Raw genomic sequence first — 19737 nt, 5'->3', positions numbered from 1 at the left:
GGGAGTCGCGGTCAGATGCGGTGCACCGCGGCCGTGAAGTCCGCCCAGCTCCCGGGTGAGAAGAGCAGTGCGGGCCCGGCCGGGGCCTTGGAGTCGCGCACGGCGAACAGTCCGGCGTCCGGGCCCGACACCGGCCGGGCCGCCTCGACGCAGTTGTTCGCCCCCGTGCTGTAGCTGCTGCGCAGCCATCGCACGCCGTGCAGATCGGTGCTGGACGATAGGTTCCGCGGCAGAGCGGACATGGAGCCTCCTTACGCGTTCGCGCGCCGTCAGGTGTTCCGGCGCATCCCTGCGATGAAGTCCAACGAGTCCTCGGTCGAAAGGGCATGGAACCGAAGGGCGTCGAAGGCCTCGGTGTAGGCCTCAAGGTCTTCTTTCCGATCGAGATAGAGGCTACTCGTCAAGTGGTCGAGAACGACCACATCCAGATCAGAAGTGTTCGAAAACGAGAAGACAACGAAAGGGCCGGTGATGCCGATGTGCGCGCCCGCCGCGAACGGCAGCACCTGCAACCGGACTTGCGGCAGCCGTGCCGCCTCGGTCAGCCGTTCCAGCTGACGCGCCATGACCTCCGGGCCACCGACCTCCCGGCGCAGGACCGCCTCGTCGAGCACCGCGTTCAGCTCGAGCGGCGGATCGGCCCGCAGGACGTCCTGCCGGGCCAGCCGCACCTCCACCAGGGCGTCCAGCCGCTCGTCGTCGAGTCCGTCCACGGCGGCCCGGGTCACCGCGCGCGCGTACTCGGGCGTCTGGAGCAGCCCGGGGACGACGGAGGTCTCCAGGGTCCGCATCGCGGTCGCCTGGGACTCCAGACTGATGAAGTCCCGGTAGGTCGGCGGCAGTACGCCGCGGTAGGCGTGCCACCAGTGGCGCCGGTCGTCACCGTCCCCGGATCCCGCCAACACCAGCAGCAGATCGCGCAGTTGGGGGTCGTGGACCGCGTAGGCGTCCAGCAGTAGCCGTACGTCGGCCGGTTTCACCCCGCTGGCCCCGGTTTCGATCCGGCTCACCTTCGACTGGTGCCAGCCCACCAGCCGGGCCGCCTCCCCGCTGGTGAGACCCGCTCCGGTGCGCAGCGTGCGCAGTTCGGCGCCGAGCTTCCGGCGGCGCACCACGGGACCGTGCTGCATGGACACTTCCCACTCCCTCCCGGCTCCCGGCGGCGGCTTCGGCGCTCGGCGCCGCGGCCGGGACCCGTGCCACGGCACAGGACGATCCGCGCGGCGCGCGGTCGACCGCCGCAGAGTTCACCGCTTCGAGCGACAGATATATGCATATCTCGGGGGATCGCCACCGGTGCCGTCGTCGTGGTGGCAGTCTGACGGCGAACCACCAGTCCGGGACCGTACTCGAACCATCCGCTCCGTGCCGGACCACGGTCCCGTGGGAAGGGGACGAACATCGCCATGGCAGACCACCTGGAAGCATCCGTCACTCTGCCGAGCGATCCCGCCTCGGTCTCCGCCGCCCGCGCCTACGCGGTGGGCGCCCTGGCGGAGTGGGGCCTGCCCGCGGGGACGGAGACCGCCGACACCGTGCGGCTCATCGTCTCGGAGCTCGCCACCAACGCCGTGCAGCACACCCTCGGGCAGTCGCCCACCTTCACGGTGGACCTCGTCCTCGAACGCGACGAGCTGTTGAGCATCGGGGTGACCGACAGCCATCCGCGGTTACCGAAACGACTGCCGGCCGCTGTCCAGCAGGACAACGGCCGGGGCATGGTGATCATCCGATGGCTGGCCGCGGAGTGCGGCGGCAGACTGACCGTGCGGCGCACCCGGGAGGGCGGCAAGACGGTCCGCATCGAACTCCCCTGGACGGCGCCGGGCCGCCCCGCACGGACGGCGGGCCGACGGGACTCGTCGCCCGAGTCCCGTGGGCCGGAGCCCGGGGCCGGACACTGAGAGGGCCCGAGGGCGGTGACGGCGCCTCGGCCGGCCGTCACCGCCCTCGGGCGGATCAGCTGACCCGGCCGTACCAGACGCTCCTGGTCCAGATCTTCTGCAGCCGCACCACGTCCCCGGTCTTCGGCGCGTGCCAGATCTTGCCCGCGCCGGCGTAGATGCCGACGTGGTAGACGTACGAGCCCGAGTGGAAGAACACCAGGTCACCCGCGCGGCGGCTGCTCGCTGAGATGTGCCGGGACTTGTTGTACTGCTGTTCGGCCGTGCGGGGCAGCTTCTTGCCCGCCCTCTTGAACGAGTACAGCGTGAGCCCGGAGCAGTCGAACCGTCGCGGTCCCGTCGCTCCCCACTGGTAGGGGGAACCCTTCTTGGACGCCGCGATCTGGAGCGCCTTCGTCGCGAGCGTCGCGGCGGAGGCGTCGGAGGCGGCGCCCGGCACCACGATCGAGCCGCCCACGGCGGCGATGGTCAGGGCCGAGGCCGTGCCGGCCCGGGCCATGAACGACGGGACACGATTGAGCGCAGTCATGCGCAACCCTTCGTCAGCCGCCTGTGAAGGATGACCTGTCGGATTCGGGCTGGCGAAGTTGCCCGGCCGCGTTGTCGCGGCTTCACCCCAAGGGCTGCTCGGTACGGCCGAGGTGCGACCGTTCCGGCGACCCGTCGTGCTCGGGTCCTCCACTCCTGCCGATCCACTCCCGTCGACCGGTTGTCCGGGCGGCGGCAGGATTCGGCGTCCGCCCGGACCGCCCCGCCGCTGTGGCGGGGGCTTGTCGTCAGACACGGATCTTCACCTACGGATGTCCGAAAATCCCAACGGAACCGGGGATTTGTGTTGTTACTCACCACTCACCCGTTCGGGTGGACGCTCGTGCACTCGAACGTCCGTCTGGTCCCACGGCGACGCCCGGACCAGCACCGGAACACGCCATTCCGCCATCCGGGCAGGCGCGTCGCGCAACCGGAAGCGCCTCGGGAACACGGGTTTTTCTAGCCGAAAGGCGGTACGTCGTTTGGTCCGTTTCGGCTTACGCCCGTGCGTGCCGCCGGCGTCGCCCGCGGTCGCGTGACCGCGTGCGGCTCAACTGGCCCGGTCGGGCGGCAGGGTGACCCGGGCGGCACGCCGCTCGCCGTCCAGCGCGCGCAGCGCCCGCGCCAGGGTGGCGGTGTGCAGCTCGGTCTCGTTCCGTTGGTGCATCAGCGCGAGCGCGTCGCGCAGTTCGGCAGCTTTGCGGACCAGGGCCTGAGCGGCCCTCAGCCCGCCATAGGTGTCCTCGCGCCGACCCGGGTTGATCCGGCCGAGGAGGTCCACCACGTCGAGGTAACAGTCGATCAGCTCCGCCTCGGCGCGGGTCAGCGCGGGCAGCGCCGGCGGCTCGGAGGGCTGGGACGGCTCGTGCGGGGGCGGTGGCATCGGCGCCTCAGCGCGCTCGGCGGCCCGAAGGCGCCGGACCGCCGAGCGCGCGCTCGGCGGACTCCGGCGGTGGGCGGTGGGCGGGCGGTCGGGTCATGGCACGGTCCTCCGCGGGGCGGCTGGTCCGGTCGGCGGGTGAGCGGCGCCCACGGGAGCGGCGGCCGCTGGTGGGAGCGCGACGGCTTCGTGAAAAACGTACAGGACGTACGCGAGCGTGGGGGAGGGTTCGAGCCGCCGGTCTCCGGTCGTGCGCGCCGTCCTCCTGGCGCAAGCTGGAGATGGAACTCCGGCCGCTCCACGACCCAGGGAATCTCCGATGGTGTTCTTCGCGATTTCCAGGCGGCACCCCCTCCAGCCGCTGTCCGTCACCGATCTGGTGCTGGAGCACGAGCGGCTGCACGAGGAGATCGACCAGTTGCAGCACGCCCTGGGCTCGCACGCGGTCATAGACCAGGCCATCGGCGCCGTGGTGGCCTTCGGGCGGATGCCCCCCGAGGACGCCTGGCGGGTGCTGCGCGAGGTCTCCCAGCGCACGAACACCAAGCTGCGCACGGTCGCCGAGCACGTCCTGAAGTTCGCGCAGGGCGGCGCTCTGTCCGACACCGAACTGGAGGAGCTGAGGCGGGCGCTCGACCGGCACTCGCAGCGCCTCACGGGCCGGGCGAAGCCCTGAGGGCGGCGGCGGACGCCCGTAAGCTGGGGACATGGCCCACGAGATTCCGGTGACGCGAGCCCGGGCCGAGCTCGCCGACCTGATCAACCGGGTGGTCTACGGCGGGGAGCGCGTCGTGGTCACCCGGCACGGCAAGGCCCTGGTCGCGCTGGTCTCCGCCGCCGACCTGGCACGGCTCGAGGAGTCCGGGGAGCCGGCCGGGGAACAGGTGATCGACGTGGGTCTCATGGGCCGGGAACGGGCCGGCGGCGCCGCACGAGCGGCGCGTTCCGGCGTCGCCGCGGAACACCACTGATCACCGACCCGGTGCTGACCCCCCTCCGGAGCACACCCGCGTTCCCGGACCGCGATGAGGACGGGGGAGTCAGCGCCCGGCGCTGACCCCCGTCCCGAGCGCGCCCGCGTCCCCGGGCCGCGGTCCGGGGACGCGGCGGGTACCGACCGCGACGGCCTGCCCGGTCCGCGGCACGGGGGCGGCGGTGGCCCGTGGCGCCGTCGGCCTCCTGCCCTCCGTCCCGCCCGGGCCGGCGGCGGCCCCGTGGCGGTGTGACACCCGGCGGCGGGCTCGGGGCGGCGGGCCGGGGGCGCCGGTGACACCTGTGGCGCGGACCGGCCCCCGGCCGTGAAGCGATACGGGGCCCGGCCGATGTCGTCAAAACCCCGGCGAACCCGGCCCGCGGACCCCCGTCGCCCGCGGACCCGCCCGCGGACCCGCGTCGCCCGCGGACCCGCGTCGCCCGCGGACCCGCCCGCGGACCCGCGTCGCCCGCGGTTCCTCCGCGCCGGTCGCCGAGGACCGCGTGATCCGGGCCGCCCGCGGCGCACGGCCGGTCGTCCCCGCGGTCGCCGCGCGGGAACCGAAGTGCCGGACGTGCCCGACCGGGTGCGGGCGCGGCTCGCGACGCGGACGGCGCGGGCGTGGCGGCGACCGGACGAGGCGCCGTCCCGGCCCGGCCGGGACGGCGCCGGATCTCCGCTGAGCGGCACACGTCGTGCCGGTTATCGGATTGGCAAAGAAGGTCAACAAACCCTGTTCTCAGCCGCCTCACAGCCGGGAGGATCCCCGTACCCACTCGCAACGATGTACGGGGAGGTCCCACTTGAGGGACATCAGACCGAAGAACCGGGTCCTGGCGCTCGGTTCGGCCGGCGCGCTCGTCACGGCGACTCTGATAGCGGGCGCCGTGGCGGCCCCCGCGGCCAATGCGGACAGCCGCCCGGGGCAGGACCGCGAGGCCCGCGGCGCCGCCGTCGCCGCCGCCCGCGCCGCCCAGGCCGGCATCGACTGGCAGGACTGTCCCGCCGATTGGGGGCTTGCCAAGCCCATCCAGTGCGGCTACGTCTCGGTGCCGCTCGACTACGCCCACCCCGACGGCAAGCAGATCAAGCTCGCCGTCGACCGCATCGGCAACACCGGCACCAAGAGCGAGCGCCAGGGCGCCCTGATCTACAACCCGGGCGGTCCGGGCGGCTCCGGCCTGCGCTTCCCGGCCCGGGTCACCGCCAAGAACCCCGTCTGGGCCAACGCGGCGAAGGCCTACGACTTCGTCGGCTTCGACCCGCGCGGCGTCGGCCACTCGACGCCCATCTCCTGCATCGACCCGCAGGAGTCCGTCAAGGCGCCCAAGATGGACCCGGTGCCCGACTCCGAGGCCGACAAGCGCGCCCAGCGCAAGCTGGCCCGTGAGTACGCCGACGGCTGCCTCGAGCGCACCGGCAGCGCGATGCTCCAGCAGATGACCACGCCGAACACCGCGCGCGACCTGGACGTCATCCGCGCCGCGCTCGGCGAGAAGAAGATCAACTACCTGGGCGTCTCCTACGGCACCTACCTCGGCGCGGTCTACGGCACGCTCTTCCCGGACCACGTCCGCCGGATGATCGTCGACAGCGTCGTCGACCCGTCGCGGGACAACATCTGGTACGAGGCCAACCTGAACCAGGACGTCGCCTTCGAGGGCCGCTGGAAGGACTGGCAGGACTGGGTCGCCGCGAACGACGCCAGCTACCACCTGGGCACCACCCGCGACGCCGTCCAGGCCAAGTGGCTCCAGCTGCGCGCCACCGCGAAGAAGAACCCGATCGGCGGGGTCGTCGGCCCGGCCGAGCTGCTCGGCTTCTTCCAGAGCGCGCCGTACTACGACTCCTCGTGGGCGCCGGTGGCGAAGGTGTTCAGCAAGTACTTCGCGGGTGACACCCAGGCGCTCGTCGACGCCGCCGCCCCGGACATGTCCGACACCGCGGGCAACATCTCCTCGGAGAACGGCAACGCCGTCTACACGGCCGTCGAGTGCACCGACGCCAAGTGGCCCACGAGCTGGAACAAGTGGGACCGGGACAACACGCGGCTGAACGCCAAGTACCCGTTCCTGACCTGGTCCAACGCCTGGATGAACCTGCCCTGCGCCACCTGGCCGGTCAAGCAGCAGACCCCGGTGAACGTCAGGACCGGCAAGGGCCTGCCGCAGGTGCTGATCGTGCAGTCCACGCGGGACGCCGCCACCCCGTACCAGGGCGCCGTCGAACTGCACAAGCGCTTCCAGGGCTCCCGCCTGATCACGGAGAAGGACGCGGGCTCCCACGGCGTCACCGGTCTGGTCAACCCGTGCATCAACAACCGGGTGGACGCCTACCTGCTCACCGGCGAGGTGGACGGGACGGACGTGACCTGCGCTCCGCACGCCACGCCGAAGCCGTAACGGGCCGCGGAAGTACCCGCCGAGGGGCGGCCGGTGGATCCGGCCGCCCCTCGGGCGTTCCACGGCGGGCTCAGCCGAGCGGCGACCGGGGGAACCCGCGTCCCCGCCGACCCTCCGAGCCGTTCTGCCCGTCCTTGGCCACTGCCGCGTACTCGTCGACGTACTCCTGCCCCGACAGCGACAGGATCGCGTACATGATCTCGTCGGTCACGGCGCGCAGGACCGCCTTCTCCTCCTCCATGCCGGCGTAGCGGGAGAAGTCCAGGGGCGCGCCGAAGCGGATGACGACGGGACGGATCCTCGGGACGACCCTGCCCGGCGGCTGGGCCTCGAAGGTGCCGATCATCGCGCACGGCACGACCGGCGCCCGGGCCTGAAGGGCCATGACCGCGACGCCGACCTTGCCCTTGTAGAGCCGGCCGTCGTGCGACCGGGTGCCCTCGGGGTAGATGCCGAGGAGTTCTCCCCTGCGCAGCACCCCGAGCCCTTCCCGGATCGCGGCCCGGCCCGCGTCCTTCCCGGAGCGGTCGACCGGGATCTGCCCGGCACTGCGGAAGAAGGCGGCGGTGAGGCGGCCCTTGACGCCGGGGCCGGTGAAGTACTCGGCCTTGGCCAGGAAGGTGATGCGTCGTCCGAGGATCGCGGGCATCAGGAAGTGGTCCGAGAACGACAGGTGGTTGCCCGCGACGATCGCCGCGCCGTCCGCCGGTACGTGCTCCAGTCCTTCGACGCGCGGCCGGAAGACCACCCTCAGCAGCGGTCCCAGAAGCACGTATTTGAGCAGGTAGTAGAACACGGCTCACCCCTCACTCCACCGGGTCCGCTTCGGACCGTCGTCAGCGGGGCGGGGCCGGGACCGCGGGAGCCGGCCCGCGCGCACCCGCGGCCCTCCGCGACCTGTCCGGCCGGGCTCCTGCTGACCCTTCGCCGAGTTTACTGATGCCCGGTCGGCTCCGGGCGTAACGGCGTCGCGTCAGGGCCGCGCGGCCCTGACGCGGGGTAAGCCCCTCGCGGGGGCCCGGCCGCGGCCGGTCGTCGGGGAGCCGTCCCGGCAAGGCCGGGACGGGGCCGGCGCGAACCGGCGCGGGCCGGGACGCGTGCGCACGCTCCTGTCGTCGGAGCCGGTGCCGCGCGTCCCGGCCCGGGAATGCCGGATCCGGGGGGACCGCCGCTCTCAGGCGGCCTGGCCGACGAGTTCGTAGCCGGCCTCGTCGACGGCGGCGCGAACCGCCTCCTCGTCGAGCGGGGCGGCGGAGGTGACGGTGACCTCACCGGTCTTGGCCACGGCCGTGACCGCGGTGACGCCGTCCAGGACGGAGATCTCCTTGGACACCGCGCCCTCGCAGTGGCCGCAGGTCATGCCGGACACCTTGTAGACGGTGGTGACGCCCGAGCCGTGGATCTGGACGTCGGACGAGGCGTTCGTACCGCAGGAGCCGCAGCAGGATCCGGAGTTCGTCTGATCGGTCATGGCTTCTTCCTTGTTCGGTGTGCATGGGTGGGTCCGCGGGAGGGCGGCGGTCCGTCCTCCCCATGAACGAGAATATATACCCCCCAGGGGTACCTGACCACCGGGTGTGTCGCGCGGCCGTCCCGGACCGGCCCCGGCGCCCCCGGCGGCCGCCCTGTCGGGCCACCCGGTCGCGTCCCGCCGGGGCCGGCTCCCGCCGTTCCCCCGGACGACTCTCTTACATACCCCCCATGGGTATGCTACGGTGCAGCCGCAAGGTACCCCCCTGGGGTATATAGCAGAGAGGGTGAACTCATGTCAGCCGTCAATCCCCGGCGCTGGTGGGCGCTTCTGGTGCTCGCCGCCGCCCAGTTCATGGTGATCATGGACACGTCCATCATCGGGGTGGCGCTCCCCGAGATGCAGAAGGACCTCGGCTTCTCGCAGGGCGAGTTGCAGTGGGTCTTCAACGCCTACGTCATCGCCTTCGGCGGCTTGCTGCTCCTCGGCGGCCGCCTCTCCGACCTGCTCGGCGCGCGCAAGGTCTTCAGCGCCGGCTGGGTCGTTCTGATCGCGGGCTCGGTCGTCGCGGCCGCCGCGCAGAACGCCGGGGTGGAGGTGGTCGGCCGTGCCGTGCAGGGCGTGGGCGGTGCCCTCATCGCGCCCTCGGCGATGACGCTGCTGATGATGCTCTTCGCGCACAACCCCAAGGAACTGGGCAAGGCCATGGCCCTGTACGGCGCCGCGGCTCCCGCGGGCGGTACGGCCGGTGTGTTCCTCGGCGGTGTGTTCACCGAGTGGCTGAGCTGGCCGTGGGTCTTCATCATCTACATCCCGATCGGCGTCGCCACCCTCGCGGCCACCAAGCTGCTGCCCGCCGTCGGCAGCCGCCGCGGCGCGGTCGACGTGTTCGGCGCGGCCGCCGTCACGGCGGGTCTGGCGCTCGCGGTCTTCGCCGTCGTCCGCGCCCCGGAGGTCGGCTGGAGCTCGACCGGGACGGTGGTCCAGCTGATCGGGGCCGGCGCCCTGCTGGTGCTCTTCTTCGTGATCCAGAAGACGGTGCGCGAGCCGCTCATGCCGCTCGGCATCTGGCGTGTCCCCCGGCTCGGTTCGGCCAACCTGGCGATGACGCTGCTCGGCGCCGCCTGGATCCCGATGTGGTACTTCCTCAACCTGTACCTCCAGCAGGTCCTCGGCTTCGGGGCGTTCGAGTCCGGCGCCGCGCTGCTGCCGATGACCGGACTGCTGATGATCTTCATGACGCTGATCACGGCGCGGCTGCTCGCGAAGGTCGGCGCCAAGCCGCTGATCGGCGGCGGCCTGCTGGTCCTCGCCGCCGGCCTGCTGTGGCTGTCCGCCGTGAAGCCCACCGGCACCTTCGCGGTCGACGTCCTGCCCGCCTCGCTCGTCGCGGCGCTCGGCATGTCCCTCGCCTACATCCCGGCGATGATGGCCGCGATGTCCGGAGCCCCGCAGGAGCAGGCGGGCCTGGCCTCCGGAATCGTCAACACCACCTACCAGGTGGGTTCGGCACTCGGCCTGGCGGCCCTGACCGCGGTGGCCACCTCCCAGGGCGCCGGACAGCTGGGCGACCTGCCGGCGCTGACGGACGGCTTCAGCGCGGCGTTCGTGTCGGCCGCGGCGATCGCGGCGGCCGGCGGACTGATCACCCTGCTGGTGATGCGGAGCGACAAGGCGGCCGCCGCGCAGAGCGACGCCGCTCCGGCGGCGCACGGCGAGCGCGCCGGGGTCTAGTACGGCGGCACTGGTACGCACGACCGCGCCCGGTGGGGGGACGGAGGCGTGCGCGCCCCGGACCGTCCACCGGGAGCAGGACGAGGACCATACCCATTCTGAAGGGCCGTTCGGTCCGGGCAACCGGCATCGAACGGCCCTCCTGCTGTGCTGAGGAGTCAGTGATGGACATACAGACCCGAGCCGTGCACGCCCTGAGGGACGACCCGGCGCCGGGCGGCAGCCGGCCCCTGAGCGTGCCCATCGTGCAGTCCTCGGCCTTCGCCTTCGACTCCGCCGACGCGCTGGCGGAGGCCATGGCCGGGCCGGACGGGCCGTACGTGTACTCCCGGCGCGGCAATCCGACCGTCCGGGTCCTGGAACGCACCGTCGCCGCACTGGAGGGCGGGGCCGCCGCGATCGCCTTCGCCTCCGGCATGGGCGCCATCAGCGGTGTGCTGCTGGCACTGCTGCGGCCCGGTGACCACGTGCTGGCCCAGCGCTGCCTGTACGGCGGCACCTACGCCGTCCTGTCCGACCTCGCCGGGCGCTACGGGATCGAGGTGGAGTACGTCGACACCCAGGACGCGGCGGACTTCGAGCGGCTGGTACGGCCCGCCACACGCGTGCTGCACCTGGAGACCATCGCCAACCCGACGGGTCAGGTCCCGGACCTGCCGGGCCTGGCGGCGGCGGCCCGGCGGCACGGGGTGGTGACCGTGGTGGACAACTCCCTCGCGTCCCCCGTGCTGTGCCGTCCCGTCGAACACGGCGCCGATGTGGTCGTGCACTCGACGACCAAGTACCTGGCGGGCCATTCGGACGTCCTCGGCGGTGTAGCCGTCTTCGCCGACCCGGAGCTGCGCGACCGGGTGTGGCCGCGGACCGTCGAACTCGGGGCGAGCGCGGACCCGTTCGCCGCCTGGCTCACCCTGCGCGGGCTGCCCTCGCTGCCGTTGCGCATGCGTCAGCACTGCGCCGGCGCGCGACTGGTGGCCCAGCGGCTGGCGGAGCACGAGCGGGTCACCGGCGTCAGCTGGCCCTGGATGGCGGACCATCCCTCGTACCGTCTGGCGCGCCAGGTCCTGTCGGGCGGAGGCGGCATGGTCTCCTTCGACCTCGCCGGCGGACGCGCGGCCGGGCGCGCCTTCATCGAACGGGTCCGGGTGGCCCGGCTGGCGCTGTCGCTGGGCGGCGTGGAGACGCTGGTCACCCATCCGGCGTCGACGTCCCACCGGGAGCTGGACGGACAGGCCCTGGCGGCGGCCGGCATCGGTGCGGGGACGGTGCGGATGTCGGTGGGCATCGAGCACCCGGAAGACCTCTGGAGCGACATCGAGCAAGCCCTGGAAGGGAGTTGAGGTCAGTTGGAGCTAGATTTGGATTGACAAAATAAATGGTCGATTCGTAGATTGGGGGAAGTCCAGGGAATCTACTTCTCCGCCCCAGGGGGCTTCATGCGCTACTTCGAGGACTTCCGCAAGGGCGACGTCCATGAGCTCGGCACCGTCACCGTCAGCGAGCGCGAGGTGCTGGAGTTCGCGCGGCGCTACGACCCGCAGCCCTTCCACACCGACGCCGAACAGGCGAAGCGGTCGCCCTTCGGCGGGCTGATCGCCAGCGGCTTCCACACCTCGGCGCTCTTCATGCGGCGGTACGTCGACGGCCTGCTCGCCTACAGCGCCTGCGTCGGCTCCCCCGGTATCGACGAGGTCCGCTACCACCGGCCCGTGCGGCCCGGGGACGTCCTCACCGCGCGCATCACCATCCTGGGGTCGCGCCCCTCGCTCGGCGCTCCCGCCACCGGCATCGTCCAGCCCCGCTGCGAGCTGGTGGCCCCGGACGGGACGGTCGTGTTCAGCATGATCCTGCACAGCATCTTCCGGCGGCGCCCCGCCGACTCCTTCGCCACCTCCCCCGTGTCGATGCCCGTGGCGCAGGACCCGGTCCCCTGTGCGGGGAAGGGCTGAACACGACCGTCCGCACCACCACCGATGCGCTTCCGCTACGGAAGCGATTCCCGAACGGAGGACCTCCCGTGGAGGCCGTATCCCGCACCGCCCAGTGGACCGCCGCCGCGCGGGCCCTGGAGACCGAGCGCGAGGACAGGCTGTTCGCCGACCCGTACGCGCGCACCGTCGCCGGAACCATCGGCTTCGAACTGCTCGAACGCTACGCGGGCGCAGGCACCGTGCCGTTCCTCGCCATCCGCACCACCTACCTGGACCGCGCCATCGGCAGCGCGGTGCACGAACAGGGACTCCGCCAGGTCGTCTTCCTCGCCGGCGGCATGGACACCCGCTACTACCGGCTCGAGTGGCCGCAGGGCGTCACCGTCTACGAACTCGACCGGCCCGCCCTGCTGGAGACCAAGGCGGCCATGCTCGCCGACGAGCCGGAGCCGGCCGGCCGCGAGCGCCGCACCGTCGCCGTCGACCTCACCGAGGACTGGACCGGCCCGCTGAAGGAAGCGGGCTGGCAGTCGGAACGGCCCACCCTCTGGGTGGTCGAGGGCCTGCTGTTCTTCCTGCCCGAGGACGCCGTGCGCACCCTCATCACCACGCTGTGGCAGAACAGCGCGCCGGGCTCGGTCCTCCTCGGCGACGTGATCAGCGAGGCCGCCCTGCAGAACCCGCTGTCGCGGCCCTTCATGAAGGCGCTCGAGGAGGACGGCAACCCCTGGCTCTTCGGGACCGAGGAGCCCGAGCTGCTGCTCACCTCCTGCGGCTGGACGGTGCGCGAGGTCCGGCAGCCCGGCGAGGAGGGCGCCGACTTCGGCCGCTGGCCGTACCCGGTGCCACCGCGCGAGGTGCCCGGCGTCCCCAGGTCCTTCCTGTTCACGGCGACCAGGGACGGGGACGCCTCATGACCGGCCCGAACGGCGCCGCGGGCACCGACCCGACCGCCGCCTTCCACCAGCGCCTCATCGACGACGCCGCGGCCGCCGTGCGCGGCCTGACCGTCTCCCTCGGCGAGCGGCTCGGCCTGTACCGCGTGCTCGCCGAGCACGGCCCGCTCACGCCCGCCGAGTTCGCCGAGCGCGCGGGCATCACCGCGCGGTACGCGGAGGAGTGGCTGCACGCCCAGCTCAGCGCCGCCTACGTGGAACGCCACCCGTCCTCCGACAAGTACACGCTGCCCGCCGCTCACGCCGCCGTGCTCGCCGAGAGCGGGGCCGCGACCTTCGCCGCCGGCTTCTTCACCGCCCTCAAGGCGCTGTACGCCACCGAGGACCTGCTCGCGGACGCCTACCGCATCGGTGACGGCGTCGGCTGGGCCGAGCACGACCCGGCCCTGGACACCGGCATGGGCAGCTTCTTCCAGCCCACCTACCAGCACCGGCTGCTGGCCGACTGGCTCCCCGCGCTGCACGACGTCCCCCGCAAGCTGGCCGACGGCGGGACCGCCGCCGACGTCGGCTGCGGCGTCGGCCACACCACCCGGCTCATCGCCAAGGCCTTCCCGAAGGCCACGGTGTACGGCTTCGACTACTCCGAGGAGGCCATCGTCATCGCCCGGCAACTCGCCGAGGACGAGGGCCTGTCCGACCGAGTCGTCTTCGAGACGGCGTCCGCCGACGACTACCCGGGCGCCGGGTACGACCTGGTGACCTTCTTCAACTGCCTGCACGACATGGGTGACCCGGTGGCCGCGGCCCAGCACGTCCACAAGTCGCTGGACCCCGACGGCACCTGGATGCTGGTCGAGTCCAACGTGTCCCGCGCCGACATCGACACCCCCACACCGGCGGCCCGGATGTTCATGGCCCTGTCCGCCGTGATGTGCCTGCCCGTCGCCGTCGCCCAGCGCGGCCCGCACGCCCTCGGCAACCACTCGGGGGAGAAGGCGTTCCGCGCCATCGCCGAGGAGGCCGGCTTCACCCGGTGGCGGCGCGCCACGGAGACCCCGGTCAACGCCGTCTACGAGGTCCGGCCCTGACGCAGGGCCCGCCGTCCGGACCGGGCCGGGCTCGCGCGTCCTGGTCCGGCCCGCTCCGAACGTCAAGACCCAGCCGCCCGATCCGCGCACCCGACAGGAGAGACCATGGCCACCGCGGCCCTGCCCGTCACCGACCGCTTCATCGACGTCCTCCAGCGGCTCAGCGAGAAGTCCGTCGAGGACTACTACAACCCGTACCAGCAGTTCGACTGGCCCGAGAAGCTGGACGAGAACCGGCTGTGGATGAGCCCCGAGCTGCTCACCCCGTACGGCACCCCGTACTTCGACGAGCTCGGCGAGGAGATGCTGCACCGGCTGTCCAAGTGGGAGTCGATCAACTTCTACAGCCTCAACGTGCACGGCATCCGCGAGCTGCTCATCGAGGTCGTCGGCCGCATCCACATGCCCGGCTTCGAGGTGCCGTCCGACTTCTTCCACCACTTCATCGGCGAGGAGAACGAGCACATGTGGTTCTTCGCCGAGTTCTGCCGCCGCTACGGCGACAAGATCTACTCCTCCACGGCCATGCGCGCCGACTCCGCCTGGGAGCCGGAGGTCGAGAACTTCCTGGTCTTCGCCCGCATCCTGTTCTTCGAGGAGCTCGTCGACCACTACAACACCCGGATGGCGCAGGACGCGCAGCTCTGCGACACCATCCGGCAGGTCAACCGCCTCCACCACCAGGACGAGTCCCGGCACATCGCCTTCGGACGCGAGCTGGTCTCCCTGCTGTTCACCAGGATGAAGGCGGCCGTGAGCGCGGAGCGGATGCGCGAGGTGGAGAGCTACCTCAAGCGCTACGTCGTCTTCAGCGTCAACTCCCTCTACAACCCCCACGTCTACCGGGACGCAGGCATCGCCGACCCGCTGGGGCTGCGCAACGTCCTCCTCGCCGACGAGCGCCGGCGCCCGTACGAGCGCAAGGCCATCCGCAAGCCGCTCGCCTTCTTCCTCAAGACGGGGATCTTCACCGACGACACGCTCCCGGCCCTCTGACCGCGGGCCGGCCCGGTCACCGGATCCTTGGGGTCCTCCTGAACACCGCTCCTGTCGAACCCGAACCGAGAGGTGGTCATCCACCATGTCCCACACCGTGTCCGCAGCACCGCGAAGTTCTCCCGGGGCCGTCCGCGGTCTGCCCTCCCTCGGACCGGAAGGCACCGCCCTGCTGCGGCTCCTCGACGACACGTTCGAAGGGTGGGGGGTGGCGGCGGGGGCCAGCCCCATGACCATGCCGCCGCTGCTCCCGGCCGCCGACCTGGCGCGCCTGGACTACTACGACAACTTCCCGCACCAGGCCGTCGTGGCCACCCCCCTCGACGTGGACCGCCGCAGCGAGTTCTGCGCCGACACCGGCTGTTTCCCGTGCTCCGCGCTGCAACCCGCCGAGCTCGGCCTGCCCTCCGCCTCCTGTTACGCGGTCTACCTCGATCACGAGGGCCGTGAGGTGGCCGAGGACACCCTCGTCACCGTCGTCGGCTGGTGCTTCCGCAAGGAGGAGCAGTACGTCGGTCTCAGGCGCCAACTCGGCTTCCGCATGCGCGAGATCGTCGCGCTCGGCAGCCGTGAGCACGCCGAGGGCCACCTGAGCGCCTTCAGTGAGCGGATCACCGCCTTCGCCGGGGCGCTCGACCTGCCGCTGCGCAGGGAAGCCGCCTGCGACCCCTTCTTCGACAAGGGAGGTTCCAAGGCGTTGCTGCAACGACTGACGCCGGTCAAGCACGAGTACCTCTTCGAGGACCTGGCGATCGCCTCCGTCAACACGCACCGCAACTTCTTCGGCGACCGCTGCTCCATCACCCTCGCCGGCACCGGCGGGCCGGTCTTCACCAGCTGCGTGGCCTTCGGCCTGGAGCGGTGGCTGTCCGCGCTCACCCGGCGCCACGGCAGCTGGGCCGCGGCCACCGACGCCGTCCACGCGGCCCGGGAACGCCTGGTTCCGGTCGGGCCGGGGGTGTGACGTGCCGGCCCACCCCGCCGCCGGCGGCGGCCAGGGCTGGGCGAACCTCGGCATGGACATCGTGTCCGTCAAACGCGTCCGCCGGCTCCTCGACGACCACGGCGAGGACTTCTTCGAGCGGATGCTGGATCCCGGCGAACTCGCCGACTGCCGTACGTCCGGCGGCCTTGACCTGCTCGGTCTCTGCGGACGCATCGCGGCCAAGGAGGCGGCGTTCAAGACCCTCCGGGTCCGGGACCGGTTCCTGCCGTGGCGCGACATCGTGGTGCGCCGCTCCGAGGGCGGCTGGCCGCTGGTCGAACTGCGGCGGACCGCCTCGGAGATGGCAGCCCGGTCCGGTATCGCGGACATCACGGTGAGTATCAGCCATGACGTGGACTACGCGGTGGCCGTGGCCGCCCCCATCCCCGGCGAATTCCCCGGTCCCGGCCGGGAGACGCCTGCCAACCCACTCGCACCCAGCATCACTAGGAGCACACCCATGAACGACGCCCTGCAGCAGGTCAAGGACTGGATCCTCAAGCGCCACCCGGAGCGGGAGGACATCCCGAGCGACCTGGACCTGATCGAGAACCGCCTCATCGACTCGCTGTCGTTCGTCGAGTTCGTCTTCCTGCTCGAACAGCACAGCGGGCGCTCCATCGAGATGGAGACCCTCGAGGTCGACACCATCCGCACGCTCGACGCCATAGAGGCCAACTTCCTCCGCGCGGAGGTGAAGTGAGATGGGGCGGCGGCTCTTCACCTCCGAGTCCGTCACCGAGGGCCACCCCGACAAGATCGCCGACCGGATCAGCGACACCGTGCTGGACGCCCTGCTGGAGCAGGACCCGGCCGCCCGCGTCGCGGTCGAGACTCTGATCACCACCGGGCAGGTGCACATCGCGGGGGAGGTCACCACCACCGCGTACGTCCCCATCGCGGAACTCGTGCGCGACGCGGTCCTCGACATCGGGTACGACTCGTCGGCCAAGGGCTTCGACGGAGCGTCCTGCGGTGTGTCGGTCTCCATCGGCGCGCAGTCCCCGGACATCGCGCAGGGCGTGGACTCCGCCTACGAGGCTCGGACCGAGGGCGGCGAGGACGAGCTCTCCCGGCAGGGCGCCGGCGACCAGGGGCTGATGTTCGGCTACGCCTGTGACGACACCCCGGAGTTCATGCCCCTGCCCATCCACCTGGCGCACCGGCTGGCGCAGCGGCTGACCGAGGTCCGCAAGGACGGCGCCTGTCCCTACCTGCGGCCGGACGGCAAGACGCAGGTCACCATCGAGTACGACGGCGACACGCCGGTCCGCCTGGACACCGTCGTCGTCTCCTCGCAGCACGCCCCGGACATCAATCTGGACGGCCTGCTCACCCCGGACGTCCGGGAGTCCGTCGTCGAGCCGGTGCTCAAGGAACTGGCCGAACGCGGCGTGTCGCTGGAGAGCGACGGCTACCGGCTGCTGGTGAACCCCACCGGCCGGTTCGAGATCGGCGGTCCGATGGGCGACGCCGGGCTGACCGGACGCAAGATCATCATCGACACCTACGGCGGCATGGCCCGGCACGGCGGCGGCGCCTTCTCCGGCAAGGACCCCTCCAAGGTGGACCGCTCGGCGGCGTACGCGATGCGCTGGGTCGCCAAGAACGTGGTGGCGGCCGGCCTGGCCTCCCGCTGCGAGGTGCAGGTGGCCTACGCGATCGGCAAGGCCGAGCCGGTCGGTCTGTTCGTGGAGACCTTCGGCACCCAGAGGGTGGAGCCCGAGAGGATCGAGAAGGCCATCGACGAGGTCTTCGACCTGCGTCCGGCGGCCATCATCCGCGACCTCGACCTGCTCCGCCCGATCTACTCCCAGACCTCCGCCTACGGCCACTTCGGCAGACAACTGCCCGGTTTCTCCTGGGAGTCCACGGACCGGGCCGAGGCGCTCCGCAGGGCTGTGGAGGGCTGAGATGCGCATCGCTGTCACGGGTTCCATCGCCACCGACCACCTGATGTCCTTCCCCGGGAGCTTCACCGACCAGCTCCTGGCCGACCGCCTCGACCGCGTCTCCCTGTCCTTCCTCGCCGACCGGCTCGAGATCCGACGCGGCGGCGTGGCAGCGAACGTCTCCTTCGGACTCGGGCTGCTCGGCCTGCGCCCGGTCCTGGTCGGCGCGGTCGGCGCCGACTTCGAGCCCTACCGGGTGTGGCTGAAGCAGCACGGGGTCGACACCGACTCCGTGCTGGTCAGCGAGGAAGCCCACACGGCCCGGTTCGTGTGCACCACGGACCGGATGCAGAACCAGATCGCGACCTTCTACGCCGGCGCGATGACCGAGGCCCGCAGGATCGACCTGCGATCGGTCGTGGAACGGGTCGGACGGCTCGGACTGGTCATGGTCTCGCCCGACGACCCCGAGGCGATGCTCCGGCACACCCGCGCCTGCCGTGCGCTGGGCGTCCCCTTCGCCGCGGACCCCTCGCAGCAACTGGCCCGGCTGAGCAGAAGGGAAGTGCTCGAACTCGTCGACGGAGCCCGCTGGCTGTTCACCAACGAGTACGAGGCCGCGCTGTTGCGGGACCGCACCGGCCTGACCGAGGCCGAGCTCCTTCGCCGGGTCGGCTGCTGGGTGACCACGCACGGGGCCGCGGGGGTGCGCATCCGCAGGGCCGGCCGGGACGTCCTGGCCGTCCCGGCGGTCGAGGTGCCCGGCGTCGTGGACCCCACCGGGGTCGGTGACGCCTTCCGCGCCGGTTTCCTCGCCGGAACCGCCTGGGACCTGCCCGAGCGGTGCGCGGCCCAGCTCGGCTGCGTCCTCGCCGCCACGGTCCTGGACTACGTGGGGACACAGGAGTACCAGCTCTACCGCGACGTGCTGCTCGCGCGGCTGCGGGACACCTATGGAGTGGGCTGCGCGGCGCACCTCACGCCCCATCTGCGGGAGGTGTCGTGAGCGCGGCGCGAACCGAGGAACTGAGGACGGCGCTCGCCACCCGTGTGGTGGTCGCCGACGGCGCGATGGGCACCATGCTCCAGGCCCAGGACCCGACGCTCGAGGACTTCCAGGACCTCGAGGGCTGCAACGAGATCCTGAACGTCACGCGGCCCGACATCGTGCGTTCGGTGCACTCCGCCTACTTCGACGCGGGCGTGGACTGCGTCGAGACCAACACCTTCGGCGCCAACCTCACCGCCCTGGGCGAGTACGACATCGTGGAACGCGTCGCCGAGCTGTCCGAGGCGGGCGCCCGCGTCGCCCGGGAGACCGCGGACGAGTACGCCGCGCGGGACGGCCGGACCCGCTGGGTGCTGGGCTCGATGGGGCCGGGCACCAAGCTGCCGACGCTGGGCCACACGAGCTTCACCGTCATCCGGGACGCCTACCAGGCCAACGCCGAGGGTCTGCTGGCGGGCGGCGCGGACGCGCTGATCGTGGAGACCACCCAGGACCTGCTGCAGACCAAGGCCTCCGTCATCGCCGCCCGGCGCGCGATGGAGGCCGCCGGCCACGAGGTCCCGCTGATCGTGTCGGTCACGGTGGAGGCGACCGGCACGATGCTGCTGGGCTCGGAGATCGGTGCGGCGCTGACCGCGCTGGAGCCGCTGGGCATCGACATGATCGGCCTGAACTGCGCCACCGGCCCGGCCGAGATGAACGAGCACCTGCGCTACCTGGCACGGCACGCCCGCGTCCGGTTGTCGTGCATGCCGAACGCCGGTCTGCCCGAGCTCACCAAGGACGGTGCCCGGTACCCCCTGTCCGCCGTGGAGCTGGCGGACGCGCAGGAGAACTTCGTCCGGGACTACGGTCTGTCCCTGGTCGGCGGCTGCTGCGGTACGACGCCGGAGCATCTGCGGCGGGTGGTGGAGCGGGTGCGGGGTGTGGTGCCGGCCGGGCGGGATCCGCGTCCGGAGCCGGGTGCGGCGTCGTTGTACCAGACGGTGCCGTTCCGGCAGGACACGTCGTATCTGGCGATCGGTGAGCGGACCAACGCGAA

Annotated in this window: 21 protein-coding genes and 1 riboswitch; of the genes, 15 read left to right on the top strand and 6 right to left on the bottom strand. The window is 71.8% G+C overall.

Annotated features, from left to right (window positions below; all coding sequences use genetic code 11):
* Window positions 1-11: 11 nt before the first annotated feature.
* Both ACF061_RS31695 and ACF061_RS31690 read right to left on the bottom strand, forming a co-directional pair.
* A complete protein-coding gene (locus tag ACF061_RS31695) occupies window positions 12-242 on the bottom strand; it encodes a DUF397 domain-containing protein (protein ID WP_392270440.1) in 231 nt (76 codons plus the stop codon).
* Between the two features lie 27 nt (window positions 243-269).
* Entirely contained in the window at window positions 270-1130 is an 861-nt protein-coding gene (locus ACF061_RS31690) for a helix-turn-helix domain-containing protein (protein WP_392270439.1), read from the bottom strand.
* A 276-nt stretch (window positions 1131-1406) separates the two neighbouring features.
* Between ACF061_RS31690 and ACF061_RS31685 the strand changes: the two genes are divergently transcribed.
* On the top strand, window positions 1407-1904 hold the full coding sequence (locus ACF061_RS31685; RefSeq protein WP_392270438.1) for an ATP-binding protein: 498 nt from the start codon (window positions 1407-1409) through the stop codon (window positions 1902-1904).
* 55 nt (window positions 1905-1959) lie between these two features.
* Here the strand turns inward: ACF061_RS31685 and ACF061_RS31680 are convergent, their stop codons facing one another.
* Entirely contained in the window at window positions 1960-2433 is a 474-nt protein-coding gene (locus ACF061_RS31680) for a C40 family peptidase (RefSeq protein ID WP_392270437.1), read from the bottom strand.
* Between the two features lie 3 nt (window positions 2434-2436).
* Window positions 2437-2650: riboswitch (cyclic di-AMP (ydaO/yuaA leader) on the bottom strand.
* Between the two features lie 335 nt (window positions 2651-2985).
* On the bottom strand, window positions 2986-3318 hold the full coding sequence (locus tag ACF061_RS31675) for a hypothetical protein (RefSeq protein WP_392270436.1): 333 nt from the start codon (window positions 3316-3318) through the stop codon (window positions 2986-2988).
* Between the two features lie 316 nt (window positions 3319-3634).
* On the opposite strand from ACF061_RS31675, the gene ACF061_RS31670 reads away from it, so the two are divergent.
* The 3 genes from ACF061_RS31670 to ACF061_RS31660 all read left to right on the top strand — a co-directional run bounded on the left by ACF061_RS31670 (window position 3635) and on the right by ACF061_RS31660 (window position 6690).
* A complete protein-coding gene (locus tag ACF061_RS31670) occupies window positions 3635-3991 on the top strand; it encodes an ANTAR domain-containing protein (protein WP_392270435.1) in 357 nt (118 codons plus the stop codon).
* A gap of 31 nt (window positions 3992-4022) precedes the next feature.
* Window positions 4023-4286: a type II toxin-antitoxin system Phd/YefM family antitoxin gene (locus ACF061_RS31665; RefSeq protein WP_392270434.1), complete on the top strand. Its 264-nt coding sequence runs from the start codon at window positions 4023-4025 to the stop codon at window positions 4284-4286.
* Between the two features lie 805 nt (window positions 4287-5091).
* On the top strand, window positions 5092-6690 hold the full coding sequence (locus ACF061_RS31660; RefSeq protein ID WP_392270433.1) for an alpha/beta hydrolase: 1599 nt from the start codon (window positions 5092-5094) through the stop codon (window positions 6688-6690).
* Window positions 6691-6760: 70 nt separating this feature from the next.
* Here the strand turns inward: ACF061_RS31660 and ACF061_RS31655 are convergent, their stop codons facing one another.
* Window positions 6761-7486 (bottom strand): lysophospholipid acyltransferase family protein, encoded by a 726-nt coding sequence (locus tag ACF061_RS31655; protein WP_392270432.1) that lies wholly within the window; start codon window positions 7484-7486, stop codon window positions 6761-6763.
* 378 nt (window positions 7487-7864) lie between these two features.
* Complete coding sequence (locus ACF061_RS31650; protein WP_392270431.1) at window positions 7865-8161, bottom strand: heavy-metal-associated domain-containing protein; 297 nt, start codon at window positions 8159-8161, stop codon at window positions 7865-7867.
* 294 nt (window positions 8162-8455) lie between these two features.
* Here ACF061_RS31650 and ACF061_RS31645 point away from each other — a divergent pair, with 294 nt between their 5' ends.
* The 11 genes from ACF061_RS31645 to ACF061_RS31595 all read left to right on the top strand — a co-directional run.
* Window positions 8456-9895, top strand: coding sequence for an MFS transporter (locus ACF061_RS31645; RefSeq protein ID WP_392270430.1), 1440 nt, complete (start codon window positions 8456-8458; stop codon window positions 9893-9895).
* Window positions 9896-10059: 164 nt separating this feature from the next.
* Entirely contained in the window at window positions 10060-11235 is a 1176-nt protein-coding gene (locus ACF061_RS31640) for a trans-sulfuration enzyme family protein (protein ID WP_392270429.1), read from the top strand.
* A gap of 96 nt (window positions 11236-11331) precedes the next feature.
* The gene (locus ACF061_RS31635; protein WP_392270428.1) at window positions 11332-11844 is read left to right on the top strand and encodes a MaoC family dehydratase; all 513 of its coding nucleotides are present in this window, start codon (window positions 11332-11334) and stop codon (window positions 11842-11844) included.
* A 68-nt stretch (window positions 11845-11912) separates the two neighbouring features.
* Window positions 11913-12743 (top strand): class I SAM-dependent methyltransferase, encoded by an 831-nt coding sequence (locus ACF061_RS31630; RefSeq protein WP_392270427.1) that lies wholly within the window; start codon window positions 11913-11915, stop codon window positions 12741-12743.
* Complete coding sequence (locus tag ACF061_RS31625; protein WP_392270426.1) at window positions 12740-13813, top strand: class I SAM-dependent methyltransferase; 1074 nt, start codon at window positions 12740-12742, stop codon at window positions 13811-13813. The genes ACF061_RS31630 and ACF061_RS31625 overlap by 4 nt, the downstream gene beginning before the upstream one ends.
* A 105-nt stretch (window positions 13814-13918) precedes the next feature.
* The gene (locus tag ACF061_RS31620; RefSeq protein WP_392270425.1) at window positions 13919-14809 is read left to right on the top strand and encodes a diiron oxygenase; all 891 of its coding nucleotides are present in this window, start codon (window positions 13919-13921) and stop codon (window positions 14807-14809) included.
* A gap of 85 nt (window positions 14810-14894) precedes the next feature.
* Window positions 14895-15773 (top strand): hypothetical protein, encoded by an 879-nt coding sequence (locus tag ACF061_RS31615; protein WP_392270424.1) that lies wholly within the window; start codon window positions 14895-14897, stop codon window positions 15771-15773.
* A gap of 1 nt (window position 15774) precedes the next feature.
* Window positions 15775-16497, top strand: a complete 723-nt coding sequence (gene acpS / locus ACF061_RS31610; protein WP_392270423.1) for a holo-ACP synthase — start codon at window positions 15775-15777, stop codon at window positions 16495-16497.
* A 1-nt stretch (window position 16498) separates the two neighbouring features.
* Window positions 16499-17707, top strand: coding sequence for a methionine adenosyltransferase (gene metK, locus ACF061_RS31605; RefSeq protein WP_392270422.1), 1209 nt, complete (start codon window positions 16499-16501; stop codon window positions 17705-17707).
* A 1-nt stretch (window position 17708) separates the two neighbouring features.
* Entirely contained in the window at window positions 17709-18692 is a 984-nt protein-coding gene (locus ACF061_RS31600) for a carbohydrate kinase family protein (protein WP_392270421.1), read from the top strand.
* On the top strand, window positions 18689-19737 hold a 1049-nt coding region (locus ACF061_RS31595), incomplete at its 3' end, for a homocysteine S-methyltransferase family protein (RefSeq protein ID WP_392270420.1). The genes ACF061_RS31600 and ACF061_RS31595, both read left to right, overlap by 4 nt.

The sequence above is a fragment of the Streptomyces sp. NPDC015220 genome, assembly GCF_043079345.1.
GTDB lineage: Bacteria > Actinomycetota > Actinomycetes > Streptomycetales > Streptomycetaceae > Streptomyces.
Note: the sequence above shows the minus strand (reverse complement) of the source record. Positions and strands in the feature narration are given on the sequence as shown.

Excerpts from the sequence above, each read along its gene's own strand:
- ACF061_RS31695 (WP_392270440.1), bottom strand. The coding sequence starts at position 242 with ATGTCCGCTCTGCCGCGGAACCTATCGTCCAGCACCGATCTGCACGGC.
- ACF061_RS31690 (WP_392270439.1), bottom strand. The coding sequence starts at position 1,130 with ATGCAGCACGGTCCCGTGGTGCGCCGCCGGAAGCTCGGCGCCGAACTG.
- ACF061_RS31685 (WP_392270438.1), top strand. The coding sequence starts at position 1,407 with ATGGCAGACCACCTGGAAGCATCCGTCACTCTGCCGAGCGATCCCGCC.
- ACF061_RS31680 (WP_392270437.1), bottom strand. The coding sequence starts at position 2,433 with ATGACTGCGCTCAATCGTGTCCCGTCGTTCATGGCCCGGGCCGGCACG.
- ACF061_RS31675 (WP_392270436.1), bottom strand. The coding sequence starts at position 3,318 with ATGCCACCGCCCCCGCACGAGCCGTCCCAGCCCTCCGAGCCGCCGGCG.
- ACF061_RS31670 (WP_392270435.1), top strand. The coding sequence starts at position 3,635 with ATGGTGTTCTTCGCGATTTCCAGGCGGCACCCCCTCCAGCCGCTGTCC.
- ACF061_RS31665 (WP_392270434.1), top strand. The coding sequence starts at position 4,023 with ATGGCCCACGAGATTCCGGTGACGCGAGCCCGGGCCGAGCTCGCCGAC.
- ACF061_RS31650 (WP_392270431.1), bottom strand. The coding sequence starts at position 8,161 with ATGACCGATCAGACGAACTCCGGATCCTGCTGCGGCTCCTGCGGTACG.
- ACF061_RS31645 (WP_392270430.1), top strand. The coding sequence starts at position 8,456 with ATGTCAGCCGTCAATCCCCGGCGCTGGTGGGCGCTTCTGGTGCTCGCC.
- ACF061_RS31640 (WP_392270429.1), top strand. The coding sequence starts at position 10,060 with ATGGACATACAGACCCGAGCCGTGCACGCCCTGAGGGACGACCCGGCG.
- ACF061_RS31635 (WP_392270428.1), top strand. The coding sequence starts at position 11,332 with ATGCGCTACTTCGAGGACTTCCGCAAGGGCGACGTCCATGAGCTCGGC.
- ACF061_RS31625 (WP_392270426.1), top strand. The coding sequence starts at position 12,740 with ATGACCGGCCCGAACGGCGCCGCGGGCACCGACCCGACCGCCGCCTTC.
- ACF061_RS31620 (WP_392270425.1), top strand. The coding sequence starts at position 13,919 with ATGGCCACCGCGGCCCTGCCCGTCACCGACCGCTTCATCGACGTCCTC.
- ACF061_RS31615 (WP_392270424.1), top strand. The coding sequence starts at position 14,895 with ATGTCCCACACCGTGTCCGCAGCACCGCGAAGTTCTCCCGGGGCCGTC.
- metK (WP_392270422.1), top strand. The coding sequence starts at position 16,499 with ATGGGGCGGCGGCTCTTCACCTCCGAGTCCGTCACCGAGGGCCACCCC.
- ACF061_RS31600 (WP_392270421.1), top strand. The coding sequence starts at position 17,709 with ATGCGCATCGCTGTCACGGGTTCCATCGCCACCGACCACCTGATGTCC.